The sequence below is a fragment of the Streptomyces sp. NPDC007945 genome (genome assembly GCF_042958885.1).
Lineage (GTDB): Bacteria > Actinomycetota > Actinomycetes > Streptomycetales > Streptomycetaceae > Streptomyces.
The window spans coordinates 609,830-628,502 of sequence record NZ_JBIBJV010000001.1 but is presented as its reverse complement, the minus strand read 5'-3'; the positions used below and the strand labels follow the sequence as shown (position 1 = coordinate 628,502).

General features: G+C 73.0%; 17 protein-coding genes. 7 read left to right on the top strand and 10 right to left on the bottom strand.

Annotation, left to right across the window (positions count from 1 at the left end; translation table 11 throughout):
* Positions 1–27 precede the first annotated feature (27 nt).
* Positions 28–858, bottom strand: coding sequence for a serine hydrolase domain-containing protein (locus ACFZCF_RS02940; protein WP_388440412.1), 831 nt, complete (start codon positions 856–858; stop codon positions 28–30).
* Positions 859–909: 51 nt separating this feature from the next.
* Here ACFZCF_RS02940 and ACFZCF_RS02935 point away from each other — a divergent pair, with 51 nt between their 5' ends.
* The gene (locus ACFZCF_RS02935; RefSeq protein ID WP_359522049.1) at positions 910–1,326 is read left to right on the top strand and encodes a MerR family transcriptional regulator; all 417 of its coding nucleotides are present in this window, start codon (positions 910–912) and stop codon (positions 1,324–1,326) included.
* Positions 1,323–2,405: an aldo/keto reductase gene (locus ACFZCF_RS02930; protein WP_391284205.1), complete on the top strand. Its 1,083-nt coding sequence runs from the start codon at positions 1,323–1,325 to the stop codon at positions 2,403–2,405. The genes ACFZCF_RS02935 and ACFZCF_RS02930 overlap by 4 nt, the downstream gene beginning before the upstream one ends.
* 17 nt (positions 2,406–2,422) lie before the next feature.
* Here the strand turns inward: ACFZCF_RS02930 and ACFZCF_RS02925 are convergent, their stop codons facing one another.
* The 7 genes from ACFZCF_RS02925 to ACFZCF_RS02895 form a co-directional block, all read right to left on the bottom strand.
* Complete coding sequence (locus ACFZCF_RS02925; protein WP_391284770.1) at positions 2,423–3,652, bottom strand: acyltransferase family protein; 1,230 nt, start codon at positions 3,650–3,652, stop codon at positions 2,423–2,425.
* Complete coding sequence (locus ACFZCF_RS02920) at positions 3,652–4,635, bottom strand: alpha/beta hydrolase (RefSeq protein ID WP_391284203.1); 984 nt, start codon at positions 4,633–4,635, stop codon at positions 3,652–3,654. Before ACFZCF_RS02920 ends, ACFZCF_RS02925 begins: the two co-directional genes overlap by 1 nt.
* Before the next feature lie 139 nt (positions 4,636–4,774).
* Positions 4,775–5,452, bottom strand: a complete 678-nt coding sequence (locus ACFZCF_RS02915; RefSeq protein ID WP_391284201.1) for a response regulator — start codon at positions 5,450–5,452, stop codon at positions 4,775–4,777.
* A 42-nt stretch (positions 5,453–5,494) separates the two neighbouring features.
* Positions 5,495–6,865, bottom strand: coding sequence for a histidine kinase (locus tag ACFZCF_RS02910; protein WP_391284199.1), 1,371 nt, complete (start codon positions 6,863–6,865; stop codon positions 5,495–5,497).
* Between the two features lie 138 nt (positions 6,866–7,003).
* Positions 7,004–7,906 carry a DUF4429 domain-containing protein gene (locus ACFZCF_RS02905; RefSeq protein ID WP_388440395.1) on the bottom strand — a complete coding sequence of 301 codons (903 nt, stop codon included), beginning with the start codon at positions 7,904–7,906 and terminating at the stop codon, positions 7,004–7,006.
* 74 nt (positions 7,907–7,980) lie between these two features.
* A complete protein-coding gene (locus ACFZCF_RS02900) occupies positions 7,981–9,195 on the bottom strand; it encodes an alpha/beta hydrolase (RefSeq protein ID WP_391284197.1) in 1,215 nt (404 codons plus the stop codon).
* A gap of 286 nt (positions 9,196–9,481) precedes the next feature.
* Entirely contained in the window at positions 9,482–10,126 is a 645-nt protein-coding gene (locus ACFZCF_RS02895; RefSeq protein ID WP_388441766.1) for a TetR family transcriptional regulator, read from the bottom strand.
* Positions 10,127–10,385: 259 nt separating this feature from the next.
* Here ACFZCF_RS02895 and ACFZCF_RS02890 point away from each other — a divergent pair, with 259 nt between their 5' ends.
* Positions 10,386–11,879: an MFS transporter gene (locus ACFZCF_RS02890; protein ID WP_388441763.1), complete on the top strand. Its 1,494-nt coding sequence runs from the start codon at positions 10,386–10,388 to the stop codon at positions 11,877–11,879.
* 399 nt (positions 11,880–12,278) lie between these two features.
* Positions 12,279–12,734 (top strand): peptidase inhibitor family I36 protein, encoded by a 456-nt coding sequence (locus tag ACFZCF_RS02885; RefSeq protein WP_388440388.1) that lies wholly within the window; start codon positions 12,279–12,281, stop codon positions 12,732–12,734.
* Here ACFZCF_RS02885 and ACFZCF_RS02880 read toward each other — a convergent pair.
* On the bottom strand, positions 12,715–13,557 hold the full coding sequence (locus tag ACFZCF_RS02880; RefSeq protein ID WP_391284195.1) for an ion channel: 843 nt from the start codon (positions 13,555–13,557) through the stop codon (positions 12,715–12,717). The genes ACFZCF_RS02885 and ACFZCF_RS02880 overlap by 20 nt on opposite strands.
* A 94-nt stretch (positions 13,558–13,651) precedes the next feature.
* Positions 13,652–16,384: a pyruvate dehydrogenase (acetyl-transferring), homodimeric type gene (gene aceE, locus ACFZCF_RS02875; protein WP_388440385.1), complete on the bottom strand. Its 2,733-nt coding sequence runs from the start codon at positions 16,382–16,384 to the stop codon at positions 13,652–13,654.
* A gap of 442 nt (positions 16,385–16,826) precedes the next feature.
* On the opposite strand from aceE, the gene ACFZCF_RS02870 reads away from it, so the two are divergent.
* The 3 genes from ACFZCF_RS02870 to ACFZCF_RS02860 all read left to right on the top strand — a co-directional run bounded on the left by ACFZCF_RS02870 (position 16,827) and on the right by ACFZCF_RS02860 (position 18,661).
* Entirely contained in the window at positions 16,827–17,249 is a 423-nt protein-coding gene (locus ACFZCF_RS02870; RefSeq protein WP_189953690.1) for a DUF3052 domain-containing protein, read from the top strand.
* A gap of 212 nt (positions 17,250–17,461) precedes the next feature.
* On the top strand, positions 17,462–17,920 hold the full coding sequence (locus ACFZCF_RS02865) for a peroxiredoxin (protein ID WP_359522083.1): 459 nt from the start codon (positions 17,462–17,464) through the stop codon (positions 17,918–17,920).
* A gap of 165 nt (positions 17,921–18,085) precedes the next feature.
* The gene (locus ACFZCF_RS02860; protein ID WP_030495317.1) at positions 18,086–18,661 is read left to right on the top strand and encodes a TerD family protein; all 576 of its coding nucleotides are present in this window, start codon (positions 18,086–18,088) and stop codon (positions 18,659–18,661) included.
* Positions 18,662–18,673: the final 12 nt, after the last annotated feature.

Here is an 18,673-nt window from a genome sequence, read left to right as displayed (position 1 = left end):
ATCAGCGCCGCGGGCCGGCCCGTGAGGTCAGCGCCGCAGGTCGGCGAGGACCGCGTCCGTGAACGGCGTCCACGCCTCGATCGCCCACGGCCCGAAGGCCCGGTCGGTGAGCGCCACACAGGCGGCGCGGACGTCCGGGTCGATCCACAGGAAGGTGCCGGACTGGCCGAAGTGGCCGAAGGTGCGCGGCGAGGAGGTCGTGCCGGTCCAGTGCGGGGACTTGGCGCCCCGGATCTCGAAGCCGAGCCCCCAGTCGTTGGGCCGCTGGTGCCCGTAGCCGGGCAGGATGCCGGTGAGCCCGGGGTACGTGACGGTCATCGCGTCCAGGACCGTGCGGGCGTCGAGCAGCCGGGGCGCCTGCACCTCGGCCGCGAACCGCACCAGGTCGTCGACGGTCGACACCGCGTCCTTGGCGGGGGAGCCCTCCAGGGTGGTCGCCGTCATGCCGAGGGGCGCCAGGACCGCCTGGTGCAGGTAGTCGGCGAAGGGGATGTCGGTCGCCTTGGCGACCAGGTCGCCCAGGACCTCGAAGCCGGTGTTGGAGTAGATCCGGCGGGTGCCCGGCGCGGCCTGGACCCGGTTCTCGTCGAAGGCGAGCCCCGAGGTGTGGGCGAGCAGGTGGCGCACGGTCGCGCCCTCGGGCCCGGCCGGCTCGTCGAGGTCGATCGCCCCCTCCTCGTACGCGACGAGGACCGCGTACGCCGCCAGCGGCTTGGTCACCGAGGCGAGCGGGAAGCGCTGCCCGGTCGGGCCGTGGCTCCCGGCCACCGTGCCGTCCGCGCGGACCACGGCCACCGCCGCGGTGGGGACGGGCCAGTTCTCTGTCGCCGCCAGGCTGGGCACGCTGCTGCTCTCCATGGGGCCGAGCCTACTTGCTTGGAGTGCGCTCCAACCTTTTAGCGTGGGGGCATGAGCGTGATCGAGAGCACCACCCGGCCGCCGGCCGCCCGCAAGGACCGCTACACGATCAGCGAGGTCGCCGCCCTGACCGGACTCACCGCGCACACCCTGCGCTGGTACGAGCGGATCGGCCTCATGCCACACGTCGACCGGTCGCACACCGGGCAGCGCCGGTTCACCGAGCGGGACCTCTCCTGGCTGGACTTCGTCGGCAAGCTCCGGCTGACCGGGATGCCGGTCGCGGACATGGTCCGCTACGCCGAACTGGTCCGGGAGGGCGAGCACACCCACGGAGAGCGCCGGGCCCTCCTGGAGGCCACCCGCCGGGACGTGCTGGCCCGGATCGAGGAGCTCCGGTCCACGCTCGCCGTGCTCGACCTCAAGATCGACCACTACGGAACCATCTGCGGAGGCACTCCCTCATGACCGACACGACCGCCGGGACCGACACGACCGGCACCACGGACGGCACCGGGAAGACCGGCACCGGGAAGATCGACACCGTACGGCTCGGCCCCGGCCGGAACGGACCGGAGATCGGCGTCCAGGGCTTCGGCGCCATGGGCATCAGCGAGTTCTACGGCGCCACCGACGAGGCCGCCGCCCGCGACACCCTCGACGCGGCCCTGGAGGCCGGCGTCACCCTCATCGACACCGCCGACATCTACGGCAACGGCGCCAACGAGGAGTTCCTCGCCCCCTTCGTCGCCGCGCACCGCGACGAGATCGTCCTCGCCACCAAGTTCGCGATCGAGCGCGACCCGGAGCGGCCCGCCCACCGGGGCGTCCGCAACGACCGCGCCTACATCCGGCAGGCCGTCGAGGGCAGCCTGCGCCGCCTCGGCACCGACACCATCGACCTCTACTACATGCACCGCCGCGACCCGGCCGTACCGCTCGCCGAGTCCGTCGGCGCGATGGCCGAGCTGGTCGCCGAGGGCAAGGTCCGCCACCTCGGCCTGAGCGAGGTCACCGGACCCGAGCTGCGGGAGGCCTTCGCGGTCCACCCCATCGCCGCCCTCCAGTCGGAGTGGTCGCTCTTCTCCCGGGACGTCGAGCGCTCCGCCGTGGCCGCCGCCGCCGACCTGGGCGTCACCTTCGTCCCGTACTCGCCGCTCGGCCGGGGCTTCCTCACCGGTGCCTTCGCGGACGCCGGCAAGGACCTCTCGGACGGCGACTTCCGCCGCCACCAGCCCCGCTTCACCGGCGAGAACGCCGAGCGGAACGCCGCACTCCTCGACCCGGTGCGGAAGATCGCCGCCGCCCACGGGGCGACCCCCGCGCAGATCGCCCTCGCCTGGGTCCAGCAGCGCGCCACCGTCCACGGCCTGACGGTCGTCCCGATCCCCGGCACCCGCAAGCGGTCCCGTCTGGAGGAGAACGCCGCCGCCACCCGCATCACCCTCGACGCCGCCGAACTCGCCGCCCTCGAACCCCTCGCGGGCCTGGTGGCGGGCGACCGCTACCCGGACATGAGCTTCACCTCGGTCGCCCGCGAGGCCTGACGTCCGGGCCCCGGGCCTCACGCCAGGCCCAGGGCGAAGACCGCGAACCCCGCCGCGAGCACGCCCGCGAGGGTGCGGCGGGCCGGTCCGGTGCGCGCCCACGGCGACTCGAAGCCGCGCGCGTACCGGCCGATCAGCACGAGGAGGCCGGCGAAGACCGGCATCCAGGCCAGCCGGGCCAAGATCCAGCCGACGGAGTCCGGCGCCCCGACGAGACCGGGCACCTCGCCCAGGTACGAGGCGGGGACCGCCGCCGCGAGCATCGCCGTCTGGTGCCAGCACAGGATCGTCATCGCCGACAGGTTGATCACGACCACCGGCGCCCAGAGCGCGGGCCGCCGCAGCCACCGGCCGAGCCGGTCCCGCAGCAGGATCGCGGCCCCGCTCTGGAGCGCGGCGAGCGCCAACACGAGCAGCGACGGCGGGTGCGAGTTCGTGCGGGCCTCGCCGGGCACGCCGACCATCGACGCCGGGTAGCCGAAGGCGAGCAGCAGGGCCGCGAAGAGCGCCGCACCCCCGAGCAGCAGCCCCCAGGCGTGCCGGCGGTCCACCCGCCCCTCGCCCCAGGCGGTGCCGAGCTGGTACGCGAAGAGCCACCCCGGCAGGATGTTCAGCAGGCTCAGCCAGGACGGCACGGCGTCCGCGTACGGGCCGTACCGCAGGAAGTCGACGACGGCGACCGAGCCGAGCAGCGGGGCCGCCGACCACGCCCCGAACCGGCGCGCGGCCCGCACGCACAGCGGGGTCAGCGCCGTCACCACCGTGTACACCCCGACGAACCACAGGGGCTGGACGACCAGGGTGGACGCCGTCCGCAGGGTGTCCACCGGCACCCCGAAGCCGTGGTGGAGCAGCGGCAGCAGCGCCGCCCACACCGCCGTCACCCCGAGCACCGGCCGGCCGAGCCGGGCGAGCCGGCCGCCGAGCCAGGCGCGGGCGGTGCCGGTCCGGCGGCGGAAGGAGAGGACGGAGGCGTAGCCGCCGACCAGGAAGAAGATCCCCAGCATCTGGAGGATCCAGCTCGCCGGGGCGAGCGCGCCGAAGGCCGCGAGCGGCGAGGCGTTGTGGATCGCGCCGTCGGCGGAGAGCGTGAATCCGCCGAGCAGCCAGTGCCCGGTGGGCACGGCGAGCAGGGCGAGCGCCCGCAGCCCGTCCACGGCCCGGTCGCGGTGGGCGGGGGTACCGGCCTCGATCCTCCGGACGAGGGCCCTGACGGGGGCGGGAGCCTTCACGCGGGTGGGCGTCATCATCGGACGTCCCCCTCGGCGATCGCGGCGAAGGCGCGCAGCGAGGCGGTGCCGGGCGCGAAGTAGCCGTCGTGGCCGGCCGCGTCACCGGCCGGCACGGCCCGGGCCCCGAACTCCGGCGCCGTCGGATCGGTGCCGTGCCCGTACCCGCCCACCGACACGTACGGCACCCGGTCGATCCAGTCCGTCGGGTCCTTCGCCGCCCACACCCGGGCCGTGGTCCGCAGCGCCGCCGCGCTCTCCGCCCGCATCCCGGGGGAGCCGAACACCACCAGGTCCTTCGCCTTCAGGTCGTGCGCGGCGAGCCCGCAGACCACGGAGCCGTAGCTGTGGCAGAAGAAGGACGGCTCGGGGCGCACCCCGGCGGCCCGCAACCCCTCCGCGAAGCGGGCGAGGCGCTCGGCGCCCGCCGCCGCCAGATCCCCGGCGGCGGCGTCGACACCGACGCCGAGCGGGGTGGTGTAGCCGGCCCAGGCGACGACGGCGGTCCGCCCGCCGGTCGCCCCGCGCAGGGCGGTGGCCTTCCGGGTGAGGGAGCCCATCCGCCCGGAGTCGACGTCCGAGCCCGGCACCAGCACCGCCACCCGCTCGGCCGTGGCCAGGTCCCCGTACACCAGCACCGTCTGACCCCGGCCCCGGGAGTCGTACGCCAGGACCCGCGCCCCGGCGTGAACGGCGGGCGCGACCAGGGAGTTGGCCGCGTAGCGCAGCTCCAGCGGCGCCCCGTCCAGGTTCCCGACCACCGTCGGGTGCGTCCGTACGAGCCCGCGCCGCTCCTCGGGGCCGAGCCCGGCGAAGAAGCGGGCGATCCCGGCCGGGTCCGTCCGCTCCGGGTCCGGCAGGCCCGCCGCCCGCCAGGCGTCGGTCCCCGGCGGCGGCCCGGTGACCGGCTCCTGCGCGGACCCGGACGCCCAGCCCGCCGTCCCCGCCACGACCGCCGTCACCATGACGGCGGTCACCAGGCTCCTCGTGATCCGGCCCATGCCCGTCCTCCCTCTCTCGTCGTCGGCGAGAGGAAGGTAGGAAGAGGACGGGTGACGGCACGTCACACCGGGGAGCCAACCCGCGTGCCGTACCCGGGTAGGGGGTGGACGAGCGGACCGCCCCCGAAGCGCGGTGGGGCTAGCCCCCGGGGGTCACCAGGCCCGACTCGTAGGCGAAGACCACCGCCTGCGCGCGGTCCCGCAGGTCGAGCTTGGCGAGCACCCGCCCGATGTGGGTCTTCACGGTCTGCTCGGCGAGCACCAGCCGCTGCGCGATCTCCTGGTTGGAGAGCCCCCGGGCGATCAGTTCCAGCACCTCGGTCTCACGCGGCGTCAGCCCGTTGAGCCGCAGCGCCGTCACGTCCTTGCGGGCGGCGGGGCGGGTCGCGGCGAAATCGGCGATGAGCCGCCGGGTCACGGACGGGGCGAGCAGCGCGTCGCCCGCCGCCACGATCCGTACGGCGGCGATCAGGTCGGCCGGCGGCGCGTCCTTGAGCAGGAAACCGGAGGCCCCCGCCCGCAGCGCCTCGTAGACGTAGTCGTCGACGTCGAAGGTGGTCAGCATCAGCACCTTCGGCCGGTGCACCACCCCGGCCGGCGGGTGCAGGATCTCCCGGGCCGCCGCCAGCCCGTCCAGCTCCGGCATCCGCACGTCCATCAGCACCACGTCGGGGTGCACGGCCCGCACCACCTCGACGCCCTGCCGCCCGTCCGGCGCCTCCCCGACCACGTCGATGTCGGCCTGGGCCGCGAGCAGCGCGGCGAACCCCGCCCGCACCATGGCCTGGTCGTCCACGATGATCACCCGAATGGTCACACGGCACCCTTGTCTGCGAGACGTCCCCCTGTCCGCCCGACTCTAGTTCGCGCCCGGGTCACGCCCGGGGCCCGGCCCCGGCGCCGTCTCCGCGTCCGCAGGGCCGAGGGGGAGGTCGGCGGCGACCCGGAAGCCGCCGTCCGGCAGGGGACCGGCGTCGAGGGTGCCGCCGGTCAGCCGGACGCGCTCGCGCATGCCGACGAGGCCGTGTCCGGTGCCCGCGGTCTCCAGGGGCGAGGCCGGCTCCGTGGCGGGACCGTTGACCACCAGGACAGTCAGCCGGCCGGAGCCGTCCTCCCGCACCGAGACCCGGGTCGGCGCGCCCGGCGCGTGCCGCACCACGTTGGCGAGGGCCTCCTGGACGATCCGGTACGCGGAGAGGCCCACCGCCTGCGGCACCTCCGTCCGCCCGTCCACGAGCTGTGCCGCCAGCGACAGTTCGGCCGGAAGCCCGGCCCGTACGGTCGCCTCCACCAGCTGCTGGAGCCGGTCGAGCCCGGGCTGCGGGGCCCGCTCGCCCTCGCTGCCGTCGCTGCGGAGCACCGCGAGCAGCCGTCGCATCTCGGCCAGCGACTCCCGTGCGCTGCCCGCGATCGACGTGAACTCCTCGCGGGCCGCCTCCGGCAGCCCGGGGATCCGGTACGGGGCGGAGTCCGCCTGCACGGTGATCACCGACATGTGGTGCGCGACGACGTCGTGCAGCTCGCGCGCGATCCTGGCCCGCTCCTCCAGGAGCGTGCGGTGGGCCCGTTCGGCCTCGCTGATCGTCTCCTGCTCGGCGAGCCTGCGCTGGGCCTCGCTGCGGGCCCGCAGCGAGGAGGCCAGGAGCAGCAGCACACCGCTCAGCACGAAGAGCAGGGTGGTGACGCCGGACTGGCCGTACGGCCGCACGAGCTCCAGGAGGTAGCCGGCCGCGCCGGTGGCCAGCCACACCCCGACCAGGGTGCGGCGCGGTTCGCGCAGTCCCAGCGCCAGCATCAGCGCGCAGTAGCCCACGACCGCCGGCGGCGTCCACGGCCACAGCCGGGCCTGCGGCCCGTCGGAGGCGAGCTGGACCAGCGCCCCCACGATGTCGGCAGGGAAGACCACCCACCAGGCTTGGAGTGGCCGGGTGGTGGCGAGCAGCAGCGGCGCGGTCTGCGCGGTGGCGACCGCCCCGGCGAGGGCGCCGGGCACGCCGTAGTCGGTGACGAGCAGGTGGACGGTGACCGGGAGCAGGGAGGCGACGAGGGCGACCCCGAACGCGTACGGCAACAGCCGCGTCCACCGGCCCGAGGCGCCGCCGAAGGGGGCGCCGCCCGGCGCGGCGGGGGTGGCGAAGGTGGCCTCCAGGGCCTGGAGCGCCGACCGTGACCAGCTCTGGACCCGCACCGCGAGCCGCCCGGGGCGCGGCCGCTTCTCGAACGCTTTCATGTCGGGTCAGCCTAGGCTCGCGCCCCCGGTCCGGTCGTCGTACCAGGGGGGTCGATCGGGGGTCGGACCCTGGTATGACCCTGGTCGGGGGCGGAGTGGAGGGCCGGAGTCGGCGTCCGGAGCCGGAGCCCGTACCTCCTACAGCTCGGCCAGCAGTTCCGTCTTCTTCGCCGCGAATTCCTCGTCCGTCACCAGGCCGGCCCGGTGCAGTTCGCCGAGGTGCCGAATCCTTTCAGCAATGGCGCCGGGGTCCCCGTGGGCCGCGGTGAGGACACCCGCGGGGACGGGAGCGCGGTCCTTGGCGCGGATCGCCGCGAGGACCGCCGCCGCGAACGGCAGGGAGTCGTGCACCGGCCCGTACCCGAGTCCGAAGACCACCGACGCCGGATCGTGGTCCGGCCGCTCGGGCCGGGGCGCGCCGCCCCGCGGCAGCAGCCGCAGGTACCCGCCGGGCGAGTCCGGGGTGCGCCACTCGACCCCGCTCAGTTCCCGGACCGGGAAGACCTGGTCCCCGGTCTTCCACTTCTCCGAGGTGGCCATCGTCGACGACCAGCGGAAGGAGACCTCGGACGTCCCGTCGAACGTCGCCTTCCCGTCGTACGCCTTGAAGGAGATCGGCCCCTGCGGCGCCGCCACCAGGAAGCCGGAGTCCCAGCGGTCGACCGGATCCAGGGGATCGAGCGCATCGAGGGGATGCGACGGCCCCGAGGGGATGACCGCGGCCAGCTCGTCGCGCAGCCCGGCGGCGAGCCCCTCGCGGTCGGCGGGCAGCGCGAGGCGGTACGGGTCGCAGGTCTCCTTCAGCTGCCCCGCGGCCGCCTCCATCAGCGGATCGGCGCCGGGCCGCGGCACGGCGTGCAGCACGACGGTGCCCCGCCTGCCCGGCGCGAGCGTCGCCGCGGACAGCGCCTCGTACGGCACGCGTCGCTCGCGCAGCGCCTGGAAGAGCCTCGGCGTACGGATCCCCCGTTCGAAGCGGATGACGAGGGCGTCGCTCTCGAACTCCCAGGTGGCATGAATTCCGGCCAGCACATCACCCATGCGCCTCATCGTAAGCGGCGCATGGCCGTGCGTCGCCCCTCGGAACTATGGGGAAATTCCGTGATCTACGCGCGTCAGAGCTCGATGCCGCCGGAGATTCCCCCGTGGCAAGCGCTGTCGGCACGTGCGCAGACGACCCGCCCGAAGGCCCCCGCGCCGATCGCCGCGAAGTTCCCGAGGCTCTGCGTCCCCGGCTCGAAATAGCCGCTGTGCCCGGCCGCCCCAGCCGCCGAGACCAGCCGCGCCCCGAACTCCGGGGCCACCGGGTCCGCTCCGTGCCCGACCCCGCCGACCTCCAGGTGGGGGACGTCGGCGATCCAGTCCTCCGCGTCCCGCATCGCCCATATCCGCGCCCTCGTGCCCAGTTCGGCGGCGGTCTCCACCCGCATCCCGGGGCTGCCGGCCACGGTCAGGTCCGTCACCCGCTCCGGCAGTCGCGGGGCGGCGATGCCGCAGAGCACGGAGCCGTAGCTGTGGCAGAAGAGCGCCACGCGCGCCGTTCCGGGCAGTCCCTCGGTGAGCCGGACGAGCCGGGCGGCGCCGGTGGCGGCGAGCCGCCCGGTCGCCGCGTCGACGCCGACGCGGGCGGGCGCGGTGTAGTCGGCCCAGGCGATGACCGCGACCCTCGCCCCGGGGGCGGTGCGCCGCTCGGCCTCGTACAGGGCGCGCGCCATGCCGACGGGGGCGGTGTACCGGCCGCGGGTCTTCTGGAAGGTGAGGAGGTGGGTGTCGACGCCGGGCACGACGACCGACACCCGGCGGGCCCGCTCCAGGTCGCCGAGGACCTCGGCGACCCGGCCGGTGCCGGTGGGGTCGAAGGCGAGGATCCGGCGGTCGGGGGCGAGGAGGGACCGGAGGCGGTCCACCCGTCGGCGGGCCTCGTGCCGGCCCTCGGCGGAGAGCCGGGGGTCGTCGAGGCGGGGCCGTTCGGCCGCCAGCGCGCGGGCGAGGCCGATCCGGTTGGCGCGGTAGCGCAGGGCGGGCGGGGCCCCGTCGAGATTGCCGACGACGAAGGGGTGCCGCTCGGCGAGGCCCTCGGCGCGGGCCCTGCCGAGGGTGGCGAACCAGGCGGCGACCGCGCGGGGCCCGGCCGTGGCCGGATCCGGCGGCGGGCCGTCCGCCGTCCGCTCCCGCGCCCAGGCGGCCAGCGCGGCCTCCATGGACGGACCGGCCGCGGGCCGGTGCCGGACGGTGGTCCACCCGGTGGTGGCCAGCATCACGAGGACGACGGCCAGCGCGAGCAGGGTGCGCAGGACGGCGAGGGACGGCGGGACGTCGGCGGAGGTCACGGGCGCACACCCTAGACGGCCGAGGTGACGGACCGGCCGGGGGCGGCCCGCACGGGTACGTCGGCCGGCGGGGTGGCGGGATCGGCCGCCCGGCCTCGCGTCGGCGTCGCGTCCACCTCGTGTCCGCCTCGGGATCTTGTCGGAGTCTCGTCGGGGATTGCTCGCGTCGGACTCGTGCCGACCTCGGGTCAGTCTTGAGGCGGCCTCGCGTCCGCGGTGAACCGCCTTGCTTCCGGCCCCGGTTCGGGGCTGCGGCCTGATTCCGGCCCCGGTTAGGGGCTGCGCGTCAGCCGGGCGGCCCGGGCTCCCGCCAGTGCAGGGAGAGGGCCGGGCCGAGGTGGTCGAGGTACCGCTCGGTGAGGGCGCGGATGGCCTCCAGGGTGCGGTCCGTCCCCTTGCCCCACATCTGCCCCGTGACACGCATCACGCCACAGAAGGCGGCCACCGCGATCCGGGGCCGCGGGTCGGCGTCCACGTCGAGCCCCTCGCGGCGGGCGACGAGCCGGGCGACGGTCTCCTCCATCTCGCTGGACCGGCGCAGGTGCGCGGCGAGCAGCGCCGGCGTCGACTCGATCATGAGGAAGTTCCGCAGGTACAGCTCGATGGGGACGACCTCGTGGATCGCGTCGCCCACCCCGTCCCAGGAGGCCAGCACGGCGTTGCGCATCGCGTCGAAGGGCCCCTCCTCCGGCGGGCGGGCGGCCAGCGCCCTCACGAACTCCTCCTCGACGATCCGCTGGAGAGCGAAGGCGACCTCCTCCTTGGAGGCGAAGTAGCGGAAGAACGTGCGCTGGGAGACCTCCACCGCCTCGACGATCTCGTCGACGGTGGTCCGCTCGTACCCCTGGGTGGTGAAGAGCTCCAGGGCTACCCTGACGAGCGCGTCGCGGGTGCGCTGTTTCTTCCGCTCACGCAGGCCGGGCGCGGACACGGTCAAAGGAGTCTCTTTTCGGTGGATCAGGGGAGCTTCCCCCTGCTCAGCGTACCTGTGAGCTACGTGACAGTTACCGACGCGTGAATCGCTTTGTCAATTGTCAGCGACTGTCACTAGCCTCGCTCCCATGACTAGTCAGACCACCGTGGAAAAGACCCCGCAGGGTCAGGGGGGCGCCCGGGAACCCGTACCGGGCCCGGCGAAGGGCCTGCGCGGCCACCCCTGGCTGACTCTGTTCTCCGTCGCGGCCGGCGTGATGATGGTCGCGCTCGACGGCACGATCGTCGCCATCGCCAACCCCGCCATCCAGGCCGACCTCGGCGCCTCCCTGGACCAGCTCCAGTGGATCACCAACGGCTATCTGCTCGCGCTCGCCGTCGCCCTGATCACCGCCGGCAAGCTCGGCGACCGCTTCGGCCACCGTCAGACCTTCCTCATAGGCATCGCCGGCTTCGCCGCCGCGTCGGGCGCCATCGGCCTCTCCGACTCGATCGCCGCCGTCATCGCCTTCCGCGTCCTCCAGGGCCTCTTCGGCGCCCTGCTGATGCCGGCCGCGCTCGGCCTGCTCCGCGCGACCTTCCCCGCCGAGAAGCTGAACATGGCGATCGGCATCTGGGGCATGGTCATCGGCGCCTCCACCGCCGGCGGCCCGATCCTCGGCGGCTTCCTCGTCGAGCACGTCAGCTGGCAGTCCGTCTTCTTCATCAACGTGCCGGTCGGCGTCCTCGCCCTCGTCCTCGGCCTGGTGATCCTCAAGGACCACCGCGCCGAGAACGCGCCGCGCTCCTTCGACCTCCTCGGCATCGCCCTGCTCTCCGGCGCGATGGGCCTGCTCGTCTGGAGCCTCATCAAGGCCGGCGCGGACTGGGGCTGGGCCAGCGGCAACACCTGGGGCTGCCTGATCGGCTCGATCGTCCTCTTCGCCGTCTTCGCGGTCTGGGAGACGAAGGTCAAGGAGCCGCTCATCCCGCTCGGCATGTTCCGCTCCGTGCCGCTCTCGGCCGGTGTGGTGCTGATGGTCCTCATGGCCTTCGCCTTCATGGGCGGCCTGTTCTTCGTGACCTTCTACCTCCAGGGCGTGAAGGGCCTCGGCCCGATCGACGCCGGTCTGCGGCTGCTCCCGCTGACCGCGATGATGATCGTCTCCTCGCCGCTGGCGGGCGCGCTCATCACCAAGTTCGGCCCGCGGGTGCCGCTGGTCGGCGGCATGGTCTGCACGGCCGCCGCGATGTTCGGCATGATCACGCTCTCGTCCGGCACGAGCACGCTGGCGATGTCCCTCTGGTTCGCCCTCCTCGGCCTGGGCCTCGCCCCGGTCATGGTCGGTGCCACCGAGGTCATCGTCGGCAACGCGCCGCTGGAGCTCTCCGGCGTCGCCGGCGGTCTCCAGCAGGCCGCCATGCAGGTCGGCGGCGCGCTCGGCACCGCGGTGCTCGGCGCGGTCATGTCGTCCAAGGTCTCCGGCTCCTTCGCGGAGAACTGGAAGGAGGCCGGCATCCCGGTCCCGGTCGACCCGCGCCTGGAGGAGGCCGCCGAGTTCGGCATGGCCCCGGAGGCGATGGCGAAGGCGCCCGGCATGACCCCGGACCTGTTCGCCAAGATCACCGACGTCATCCACGACACCTTCCTCCAGGGCATGGGTCTCGCCTTCACCGTCGCCGGTGTCGTCGCGGTGGTCGCGGCCCTGGTCGCCACCCTCACCAAGCGCGGCGAGAACGCGCAGGCGGGCATGGGCGGCGGACACATCTGACCCCGAGGGGCGCGCGGCCCGGAAGGGCCGTCCGAACCCTGAGGTTCCCTAGGGGGCCGTCACCCGTTCGAAGGAACGGGGGCGGCCCCTCTTCCATTCAGGGGGTCGCCTCCTCCATGCTCATGATTACAGAGAGTGACGACATGGGGGATGATCTGCATGAACGCACACGTGAAGGCGCACAGGAAGGCGCACAGGAAGGCGCCCCTGAAGGCGCCCCTGAAGGCGCGCATGAAGGCGTCTATGAAGGCGCACGGGGACGTGCACAAGAACGCGCACCCGGACACGCGCGGGAGCGCCCACCAGGACGCGCGCACAGGCGGACCGACGGACGCACGCGGGAGCGCGTACTTGGAGGCACGCGGCAGCGCGCACCCGGACGCACGCGGGAACGGACGCGTGAACGCGAGGACGGTGGCCGTGCTCACGGGGCTGACGGCCCTGCTCCTGGCCGCCCTCCCGGCCGCGGCCGCACCGTCGACCCCGTCCGCCCTGTCGGCCCCGTCGACCCCGGCCGCACCGTCGACCCCGGCAGCTCCCGCCGCGCCGGCCGCCGCGGCGGCCGGGACCGCGCTGGGGGCGTGCGGGCCCGGGCGGCTCTGCCTCTGGCCGAAGTCCGACTTCAAGGGCCGGCCGTGGACGTACGAACTGGCGACGACGGACCTGGACAGCTGCGTCGTGCTCCCGGCCGGGGCCTCGGCCCAGTCCCTGGCCGTCCGCACCGGCCGGCCGGTCACGACGTACCAGTCGGGGGAGTGCGCGGAGACGGGCGAGTTCGAGACCTACCCGGGCCGGGGCACCTGGGTCCCGCAGACGCCGTACGAGGTCAGAGCCTTCAAGCTCTGGGAGCGGTAGGACCGCCGGGCGCCGCCACCCCGCCGGGCACGGGCGCCGACCCGTCGCCCTCCGGTACGTCCTCCGGTCCCGGGCCCGGCTGCCGCGGCACCGGGCCCGAGAGGCGGGCGACCTCGGCGCGCAGCTCGCGGACCTCCCGGGTCAGGCTCTCCAGGAGCTCCGTCTGGCGGCGCTCCACCGCGTCGTCCCGCTCGAATCGGGCGATGAACCAGGCCGCGATGTTGGCCGTCACCACACCCAGCAGGGCGATGCCCGAGAGCATCAGCCCGACCGCCAGCACCCGCCCGAGACCGGTCGTCGGCGCGTGGTCGCCGTAGCCGACCGTCGTCATCGTGGTGAAGGACCACCACACCGCGTCGCCGAGGGTCCGGATGTTGCCGTCCGGCGCGTCCCGCTCGACGTGCAGCACCGCCAGCGAGCCGAACATCATCAGCCCGACCACCGCGCCCGCCACATAGGTGGTGAGCGTGATCTGCGGGGCCATCCGGGCCCGCCGGCCGACGAGGAGGAGCGTGGAGACCACCCGCAGCAGCCGCAGCGGCTGCACGAGCGGCAGCAGCACCGCGAGCAGGTCGAGGGGGTGGGAGCGGACGAAGGCCCAGCGCGCCGACGAGAGCGCCAGCCGGACGGCGTAGTCCACGGCGAAGACGCCCCACACCGCCCACTCCACCTGGGAGCACAGCCGGTGCACCCAGGGATCGGCGCCGGGCGCCACGATCGGCACGGCGTAGGCGATGCCGAAGGCCACCGCCAGGACCAGCAGCGGGGTCTGGGTGAGCTCTTCCCAGCGGACCTTCGCGGGGCGCTCCTTCTTCACGGACATGCGGGGCATCGTAGGGAATGCCGGGGACGGCGAAGGGCGGCGGGACCCGCCGGTCCCACCGCCCTCATCAGGTGTTACGCCCCGCCGGGGCCCGTCAGGCGTCGCCGCCCGCGGGGCCCGGGTCGGCGGCGGCCACGTCCAGGAGCTGGTAGCGGTCCACCGCCTGCTTCAGGACCGCGCGGTCCACCTTGCCCTCGCGGGCCAGCTCGGTCAGCACCGCCAGGACGACCGACTGGGCGTCGATGTGGAAGTAGCGGCGGGCGGCGCCCCGGGTGTCCGCGAAACCGAAGCCGTCCGCGCCGAGGGAGGTGTACGGGCCGGGGACCCAGCGGGCGATCTGGTCCGGCACCGAGCGCATCCAGTCCGAGACCGCCACGAACGGGCCTTCGGCGGCCTGGAGCTTGCGGGTGACGTACGGGACGCGCTGCTCCTCGTCCGGGTGGAGCAGGTTGTGCTCCTCGACCGCCACCGCCTCGCGCCGCAGCTCGTTCCAGGAGGTCGCGGACCACACGTCGGCCTTGACGTTCCACTCCTCGGCGAGGATCCGCTGCGCCTCGATCGCCCACGGGACGGCCACGCCCGAGGCCATGATCTGCGCCGGGATCGTGCCGGACTCGGCCCGCTTGAAGAGGTGGATGCCCTGGAGGATGCCCTCCACGTCCACGTCCTCCGGCTCGGCCGGGTGCTGGATCGGCTCGTTGTAGACCGTCAGGTAGTAGAAGACGTCCTCCGCCTGGGGGCCGTACATCCGGCGCAGACCGTCCTTGACGATGTGCGCGATCTCGAAACCGAAGGCCGGGTCGTAGGCGATGCAGGCCGGGTTCGTCGAAGCGAGGAGGTGCGAGTGACCGTCGGCGTGCTGGAGGCCCTCGCCGGTCAGCGTGGTGCGGCCGGCCGTGGCACCGAGGACGAAACCGCGGGCGAGCTGGTCGGCCATCTGCCAGAACTGGTCGCCGGTCCGCTGGAAACCGAACATCGAGTAGAAGACGTAGACCGGGATCAGCGGCTCGCCGTGGGTGGCATAGGCCGAGCCGGCGGCGATCAGCGAGGCCGTGCAGCCGGCCTCGGAGATGCCGTCGTGCAGCATCTGGCCGGTCGGCGACTCCTTGTAGGCGAGGAGGAGTTCACGGTCCACCGCCTCGTACTGCTGCCCCAGCGGGTTGTAGATCTTGGCGCTCGGGAAGAAGGAGTCCATGCCGAAGGTGCGGTACTCGTCCGGCGCGATCAGCACGAAGCGCTTGCCGATCTCCTTGTCCCGCATCAGGTCCTTGAGGAGCCGGACGAAGGCCATGGTGGTGGCGATCGACTGCTGGCCCGAGCCCTTGCGGACCGCCGCGTAGGTCTTGTCGTCCGGCAGGGTCAGCGGCTTCGACCGCACGACCCGGGTCGGCACGTAGCCGCCGAGCGCGCTGCGGCGGTCGTGCATGTACTGGATCTCCTCGGAGTCCCGGCCCGGGTGGTAGTACGGCGGCAGGCCGGACTCCAGCTCCTTGTCGGTCACCGGGATGTGCAGCCGGTCGCGGAAGCGCTTGAGGTCGTCGACCGTCAGCTTCTTCATCTGGTGGGTGGCGTTGCGGCCCTCGAAGTTGGGGCCGAGGGTCCAGCCCTTGACGGTCTGCGCCAGGATCACCGTCGGCTGGCCCTTGTGGGCCTTGGCCGCCGCGTAGGCCGCGTAGATCTTCTTGTGGTCGTGGCCGCCGCGTCCCAGGTGGAGGATCTGCTGGTCCGACATGGACTCGACCATGGCCCGCAGCCGGTGGTCGTCGCCGAAGAAGTGCTCGCGGATGTACGCGCCGGTCTCCGTCGCGTACGTCTGGAACTGCCCGTCCGGCGTGGTGTTCAGCCGGTTCACCAGGATGCCGTCGCGGTCCTGGGCGAGCAGCGGGTCCCAGGAGCGGTCCCAGATGAGCTTGATGACGTTCCAGCCGTTGCCCCGGAAGATCGACTCCAGCTCCTGGATGATCTTTCCGTTGCCGCGGACCGGGCCGTCGAGCCGCTGGAGGTTGCAGTTGACGACGAAGGTGAGGTTGTCGAGGCCCTCGCGGGCCGCGATGGAGAGCTGGCCGAGCGACTCGACCTCGTCCATCTCGCCGTCGCCGAGGAAGGCCCACACGTGCGACTTCGAGGTGTCCGCGATCCCGCGCGCCTCCATGTACCGGTTCATCCGGGCCTGGTAGATCGCGCCGAGCGGGCCGAGGCCCATCGACACCGTGGGGAACTCCCAGAAGTCCGGCATCAGCCGCGGGTGCGGGTACGAGGACAGCCCGTCCGGGTACTTCGACTTCTCCTGGCGGAAGCCGTCGAGCTGGGCCGTGCTCAGCCGGTCCAGGAGGAAGGCGCGGGCGTAGATGCCGGGGGAGGCGTGGCCCTGGAAGAAGATCTGGTCGCCGCCGTCGCCCTCGTCCTTGCCCCGGAAGAAGTGGTTGAAGCCCACGTCGTACAGGGAGGCGGAGGAGGCGAAGGTGGCGATGTGGCCGCCGACGCCGATGCCGGGGCGCTGGGCGCGCGAGACCATTACGGCCGCGTTCCACCGGGTGGCGTTGAGGACCTTGCGCTCGATCTCCTCGTTGCCGGGGAAGAAGGGCTCGTCCTTGGTGGCGATGGTGTTGACGTAGTCCGTGCTGCGCATCTCGGGCACGGCCACCCGCTTCTCGCGGGCGCGCTCGATCAGCCGGAGCATCAGGTAGCGGGCCCGCTCGCGACCCCGCTCGTCGACGGCCGCGTCGAGGGAGTCGAGCCACTCCTGGGTCTCTTCCGGGTCGAAGTCCGGGACCTGGCTGGGAAGGCCGCCAATGATGATCGGGTTGCGGTCGGATCCGGAAGCCACGCTGTTCCTTCGCTGGTCGGGGGGATCCCCCGAGGAAGGGGAGCCCCGGTGAGGCCGGGATGTCCGAGGCCGGGGACGTCCATCGTGTACCCCGCCCGCGCACGCGTCATCTTTACCGAGAGGTGGTCCTCCCCGCGCCCTCCCCGCGCGAACGGTGTGGTCAAATCGCAACCTTACGCCCAATCCGCGCATGCGTTCCGGCCATGTGTTCGGCAGACTGAAACCGCAGAAACCCGCGAAGCGGGACGAATCGTGTAACCCTGATCACGGAGCGCTGTCGAGAGTCGCCGGAAGTTGCGGTGAGACGGCCCCAAACGTCACCGTTTCGGCGGTCTCCACGGCCGGGTACTTGCGCGATCCGCCCCGTCACGTGTGGACTACGGCCAGCGCCGCGCGCACGCGCGGCCCGAGCATTTTCCGTTACATGATCAGGAGGCAAGCCGTGAGCGCGACCGCGGACCACGCGGAGGAGCGGACCAACCCGGCTGCAAGGCTGGGGTTCGAGCCCGGACAGGTGGTCCAGGAGATCGGCTACGACGACGACGTCGACCAGGATCTCCGTGAAGGCATCGAGTCCACCATCGGCCAGGAGCTCGTGGACGAGGACTACGACGACGTCGCAGACGCCGTCGTCCTCTGGTTCCGAGACGAGGACGGTGATCTCACCGACACCCTGGTGGACAGCATCGGTCTGCTGGAGGACGGCGGCAACATCTGGCTGCTGACGCCGAAGACCGGCCGCGACGGCTACATCGAGCCGAGCGACATCAACGATGCCGCGCAGACCGCTGGTCTCTCCCAGACCAAGAGCATCAGCGTCGCCAAGGACTGGACGGGCACCCGCCTGGCTGCTCCCAAGCGCTGATCCCCCTGCTGCGCGAGGCCCCCGCCGTTCCCACGGCGGGGGCTTTCCCGCGCCCGCTTCCGCACCCGCCCGCGCCCGCTTCCGTAGCCGCGCGTGGCCGGCCCGCCGCCCGCCCGTGCCCGCCCGCCCCCGGGAGGCCGCCGGCCAGGCCGTAGGGTGGGGTTCACCGGTTCGGCCCAGGGGCCGGGCCCCGTCGAAGGGATGCGTACGCGATGGCGATCGAGGTCGGCACCAAGGCCCCCGATTTCGAGCTCAAGGACAACCACGGCCGCACCGTGAGGCTCTCCGACTTCCACGGTGAGAAGAACGTCGTCCTGCTCTTCTACCCCTTCGCCTTCACCGGGGTCTGCACGGGCGAGCTGTGCGAGCTCCGCGACAACCTGCCGACGTTCGTCAACGACGACACCCAGCTCCTCGCGGTCTCCAACGACTCGATCCACACCCTGCGCGTCTTCGCCGAGCAGGAGGGCCTGGAGTACCCGCTCCTCTCCGACTTCTGGAAGCACGGCGAGGCCTCCCGCGCCTACGGCGTCTTCGACGAGGAGAAGGGCTGCGCCGTCCGCGGCACCTTCATCATCGACAAGGAGGGCGTCGTCCGCTGGACGGTCGTCAACGCCCTGCCCGACGCGCGCGACCTCGACGCGTACGTGCAGGCGCTCAAGGCCATCTGAGCCCGCCGTTCCGGCCCCGGAATCGGCGACGCGAACCGACATCCCCCGATTCCCCGGGCGAATCGCCTGTTTCGACTGGGAACCCGTCACTAGGATCCAGTCGTTGATCCGATGCCAACGCACGACCGGGGGCGCTGCCCCTGGAAACCAATGATGGAGGGACTCGTGGGAGTCAGCCTCAGCAAGGGCGGCAACGTCTCGCTGACCAAGGAGGCCCCTGGCCTCACCGCCGTGACCGTCGGTCTGGGCTGGGACGTCCGCACCACCACCGGTACGGACTTCGACCTCGACGCCAGCGCCATCCTGGTGAGCGAGGCCGGCAAGGTGCGCAACGACCAGGACTTCGTCTTCTTCAACAACCTCAAGAGCGCCGACGGTTCCGTCGAGCACACCGGTGACAACCTCACCGGTGAGGGCGAGGGCGACGACGAGCAGGTCAAGGTCAACCTGGCGGGCGTGCCGGCCGACGTAGCCAAGATCGTCTTCCCGGTGTCCATCTACGACGCCGAGAACCGCCAGCAGTCCTTCGGCCAGGTGCGCAACGCGTTCATCCGCGTCGTGAACCAGGCCGGCGGCGCCGAGATCGCGCGGTACGACCTCTCCGAGGACGCCTCGACCGAGACCGCCATGGTCTTCGGCGAGCTGTACCGCCACGGCGCGGAGTGGAAGTTCCGCGCGGTCGGCCAGGGGTACGCCTCGGGCCTGCGCGGCATCGCGCAGGACTTCGGCGTCAACGTCTGAGCCGAGCCCGCA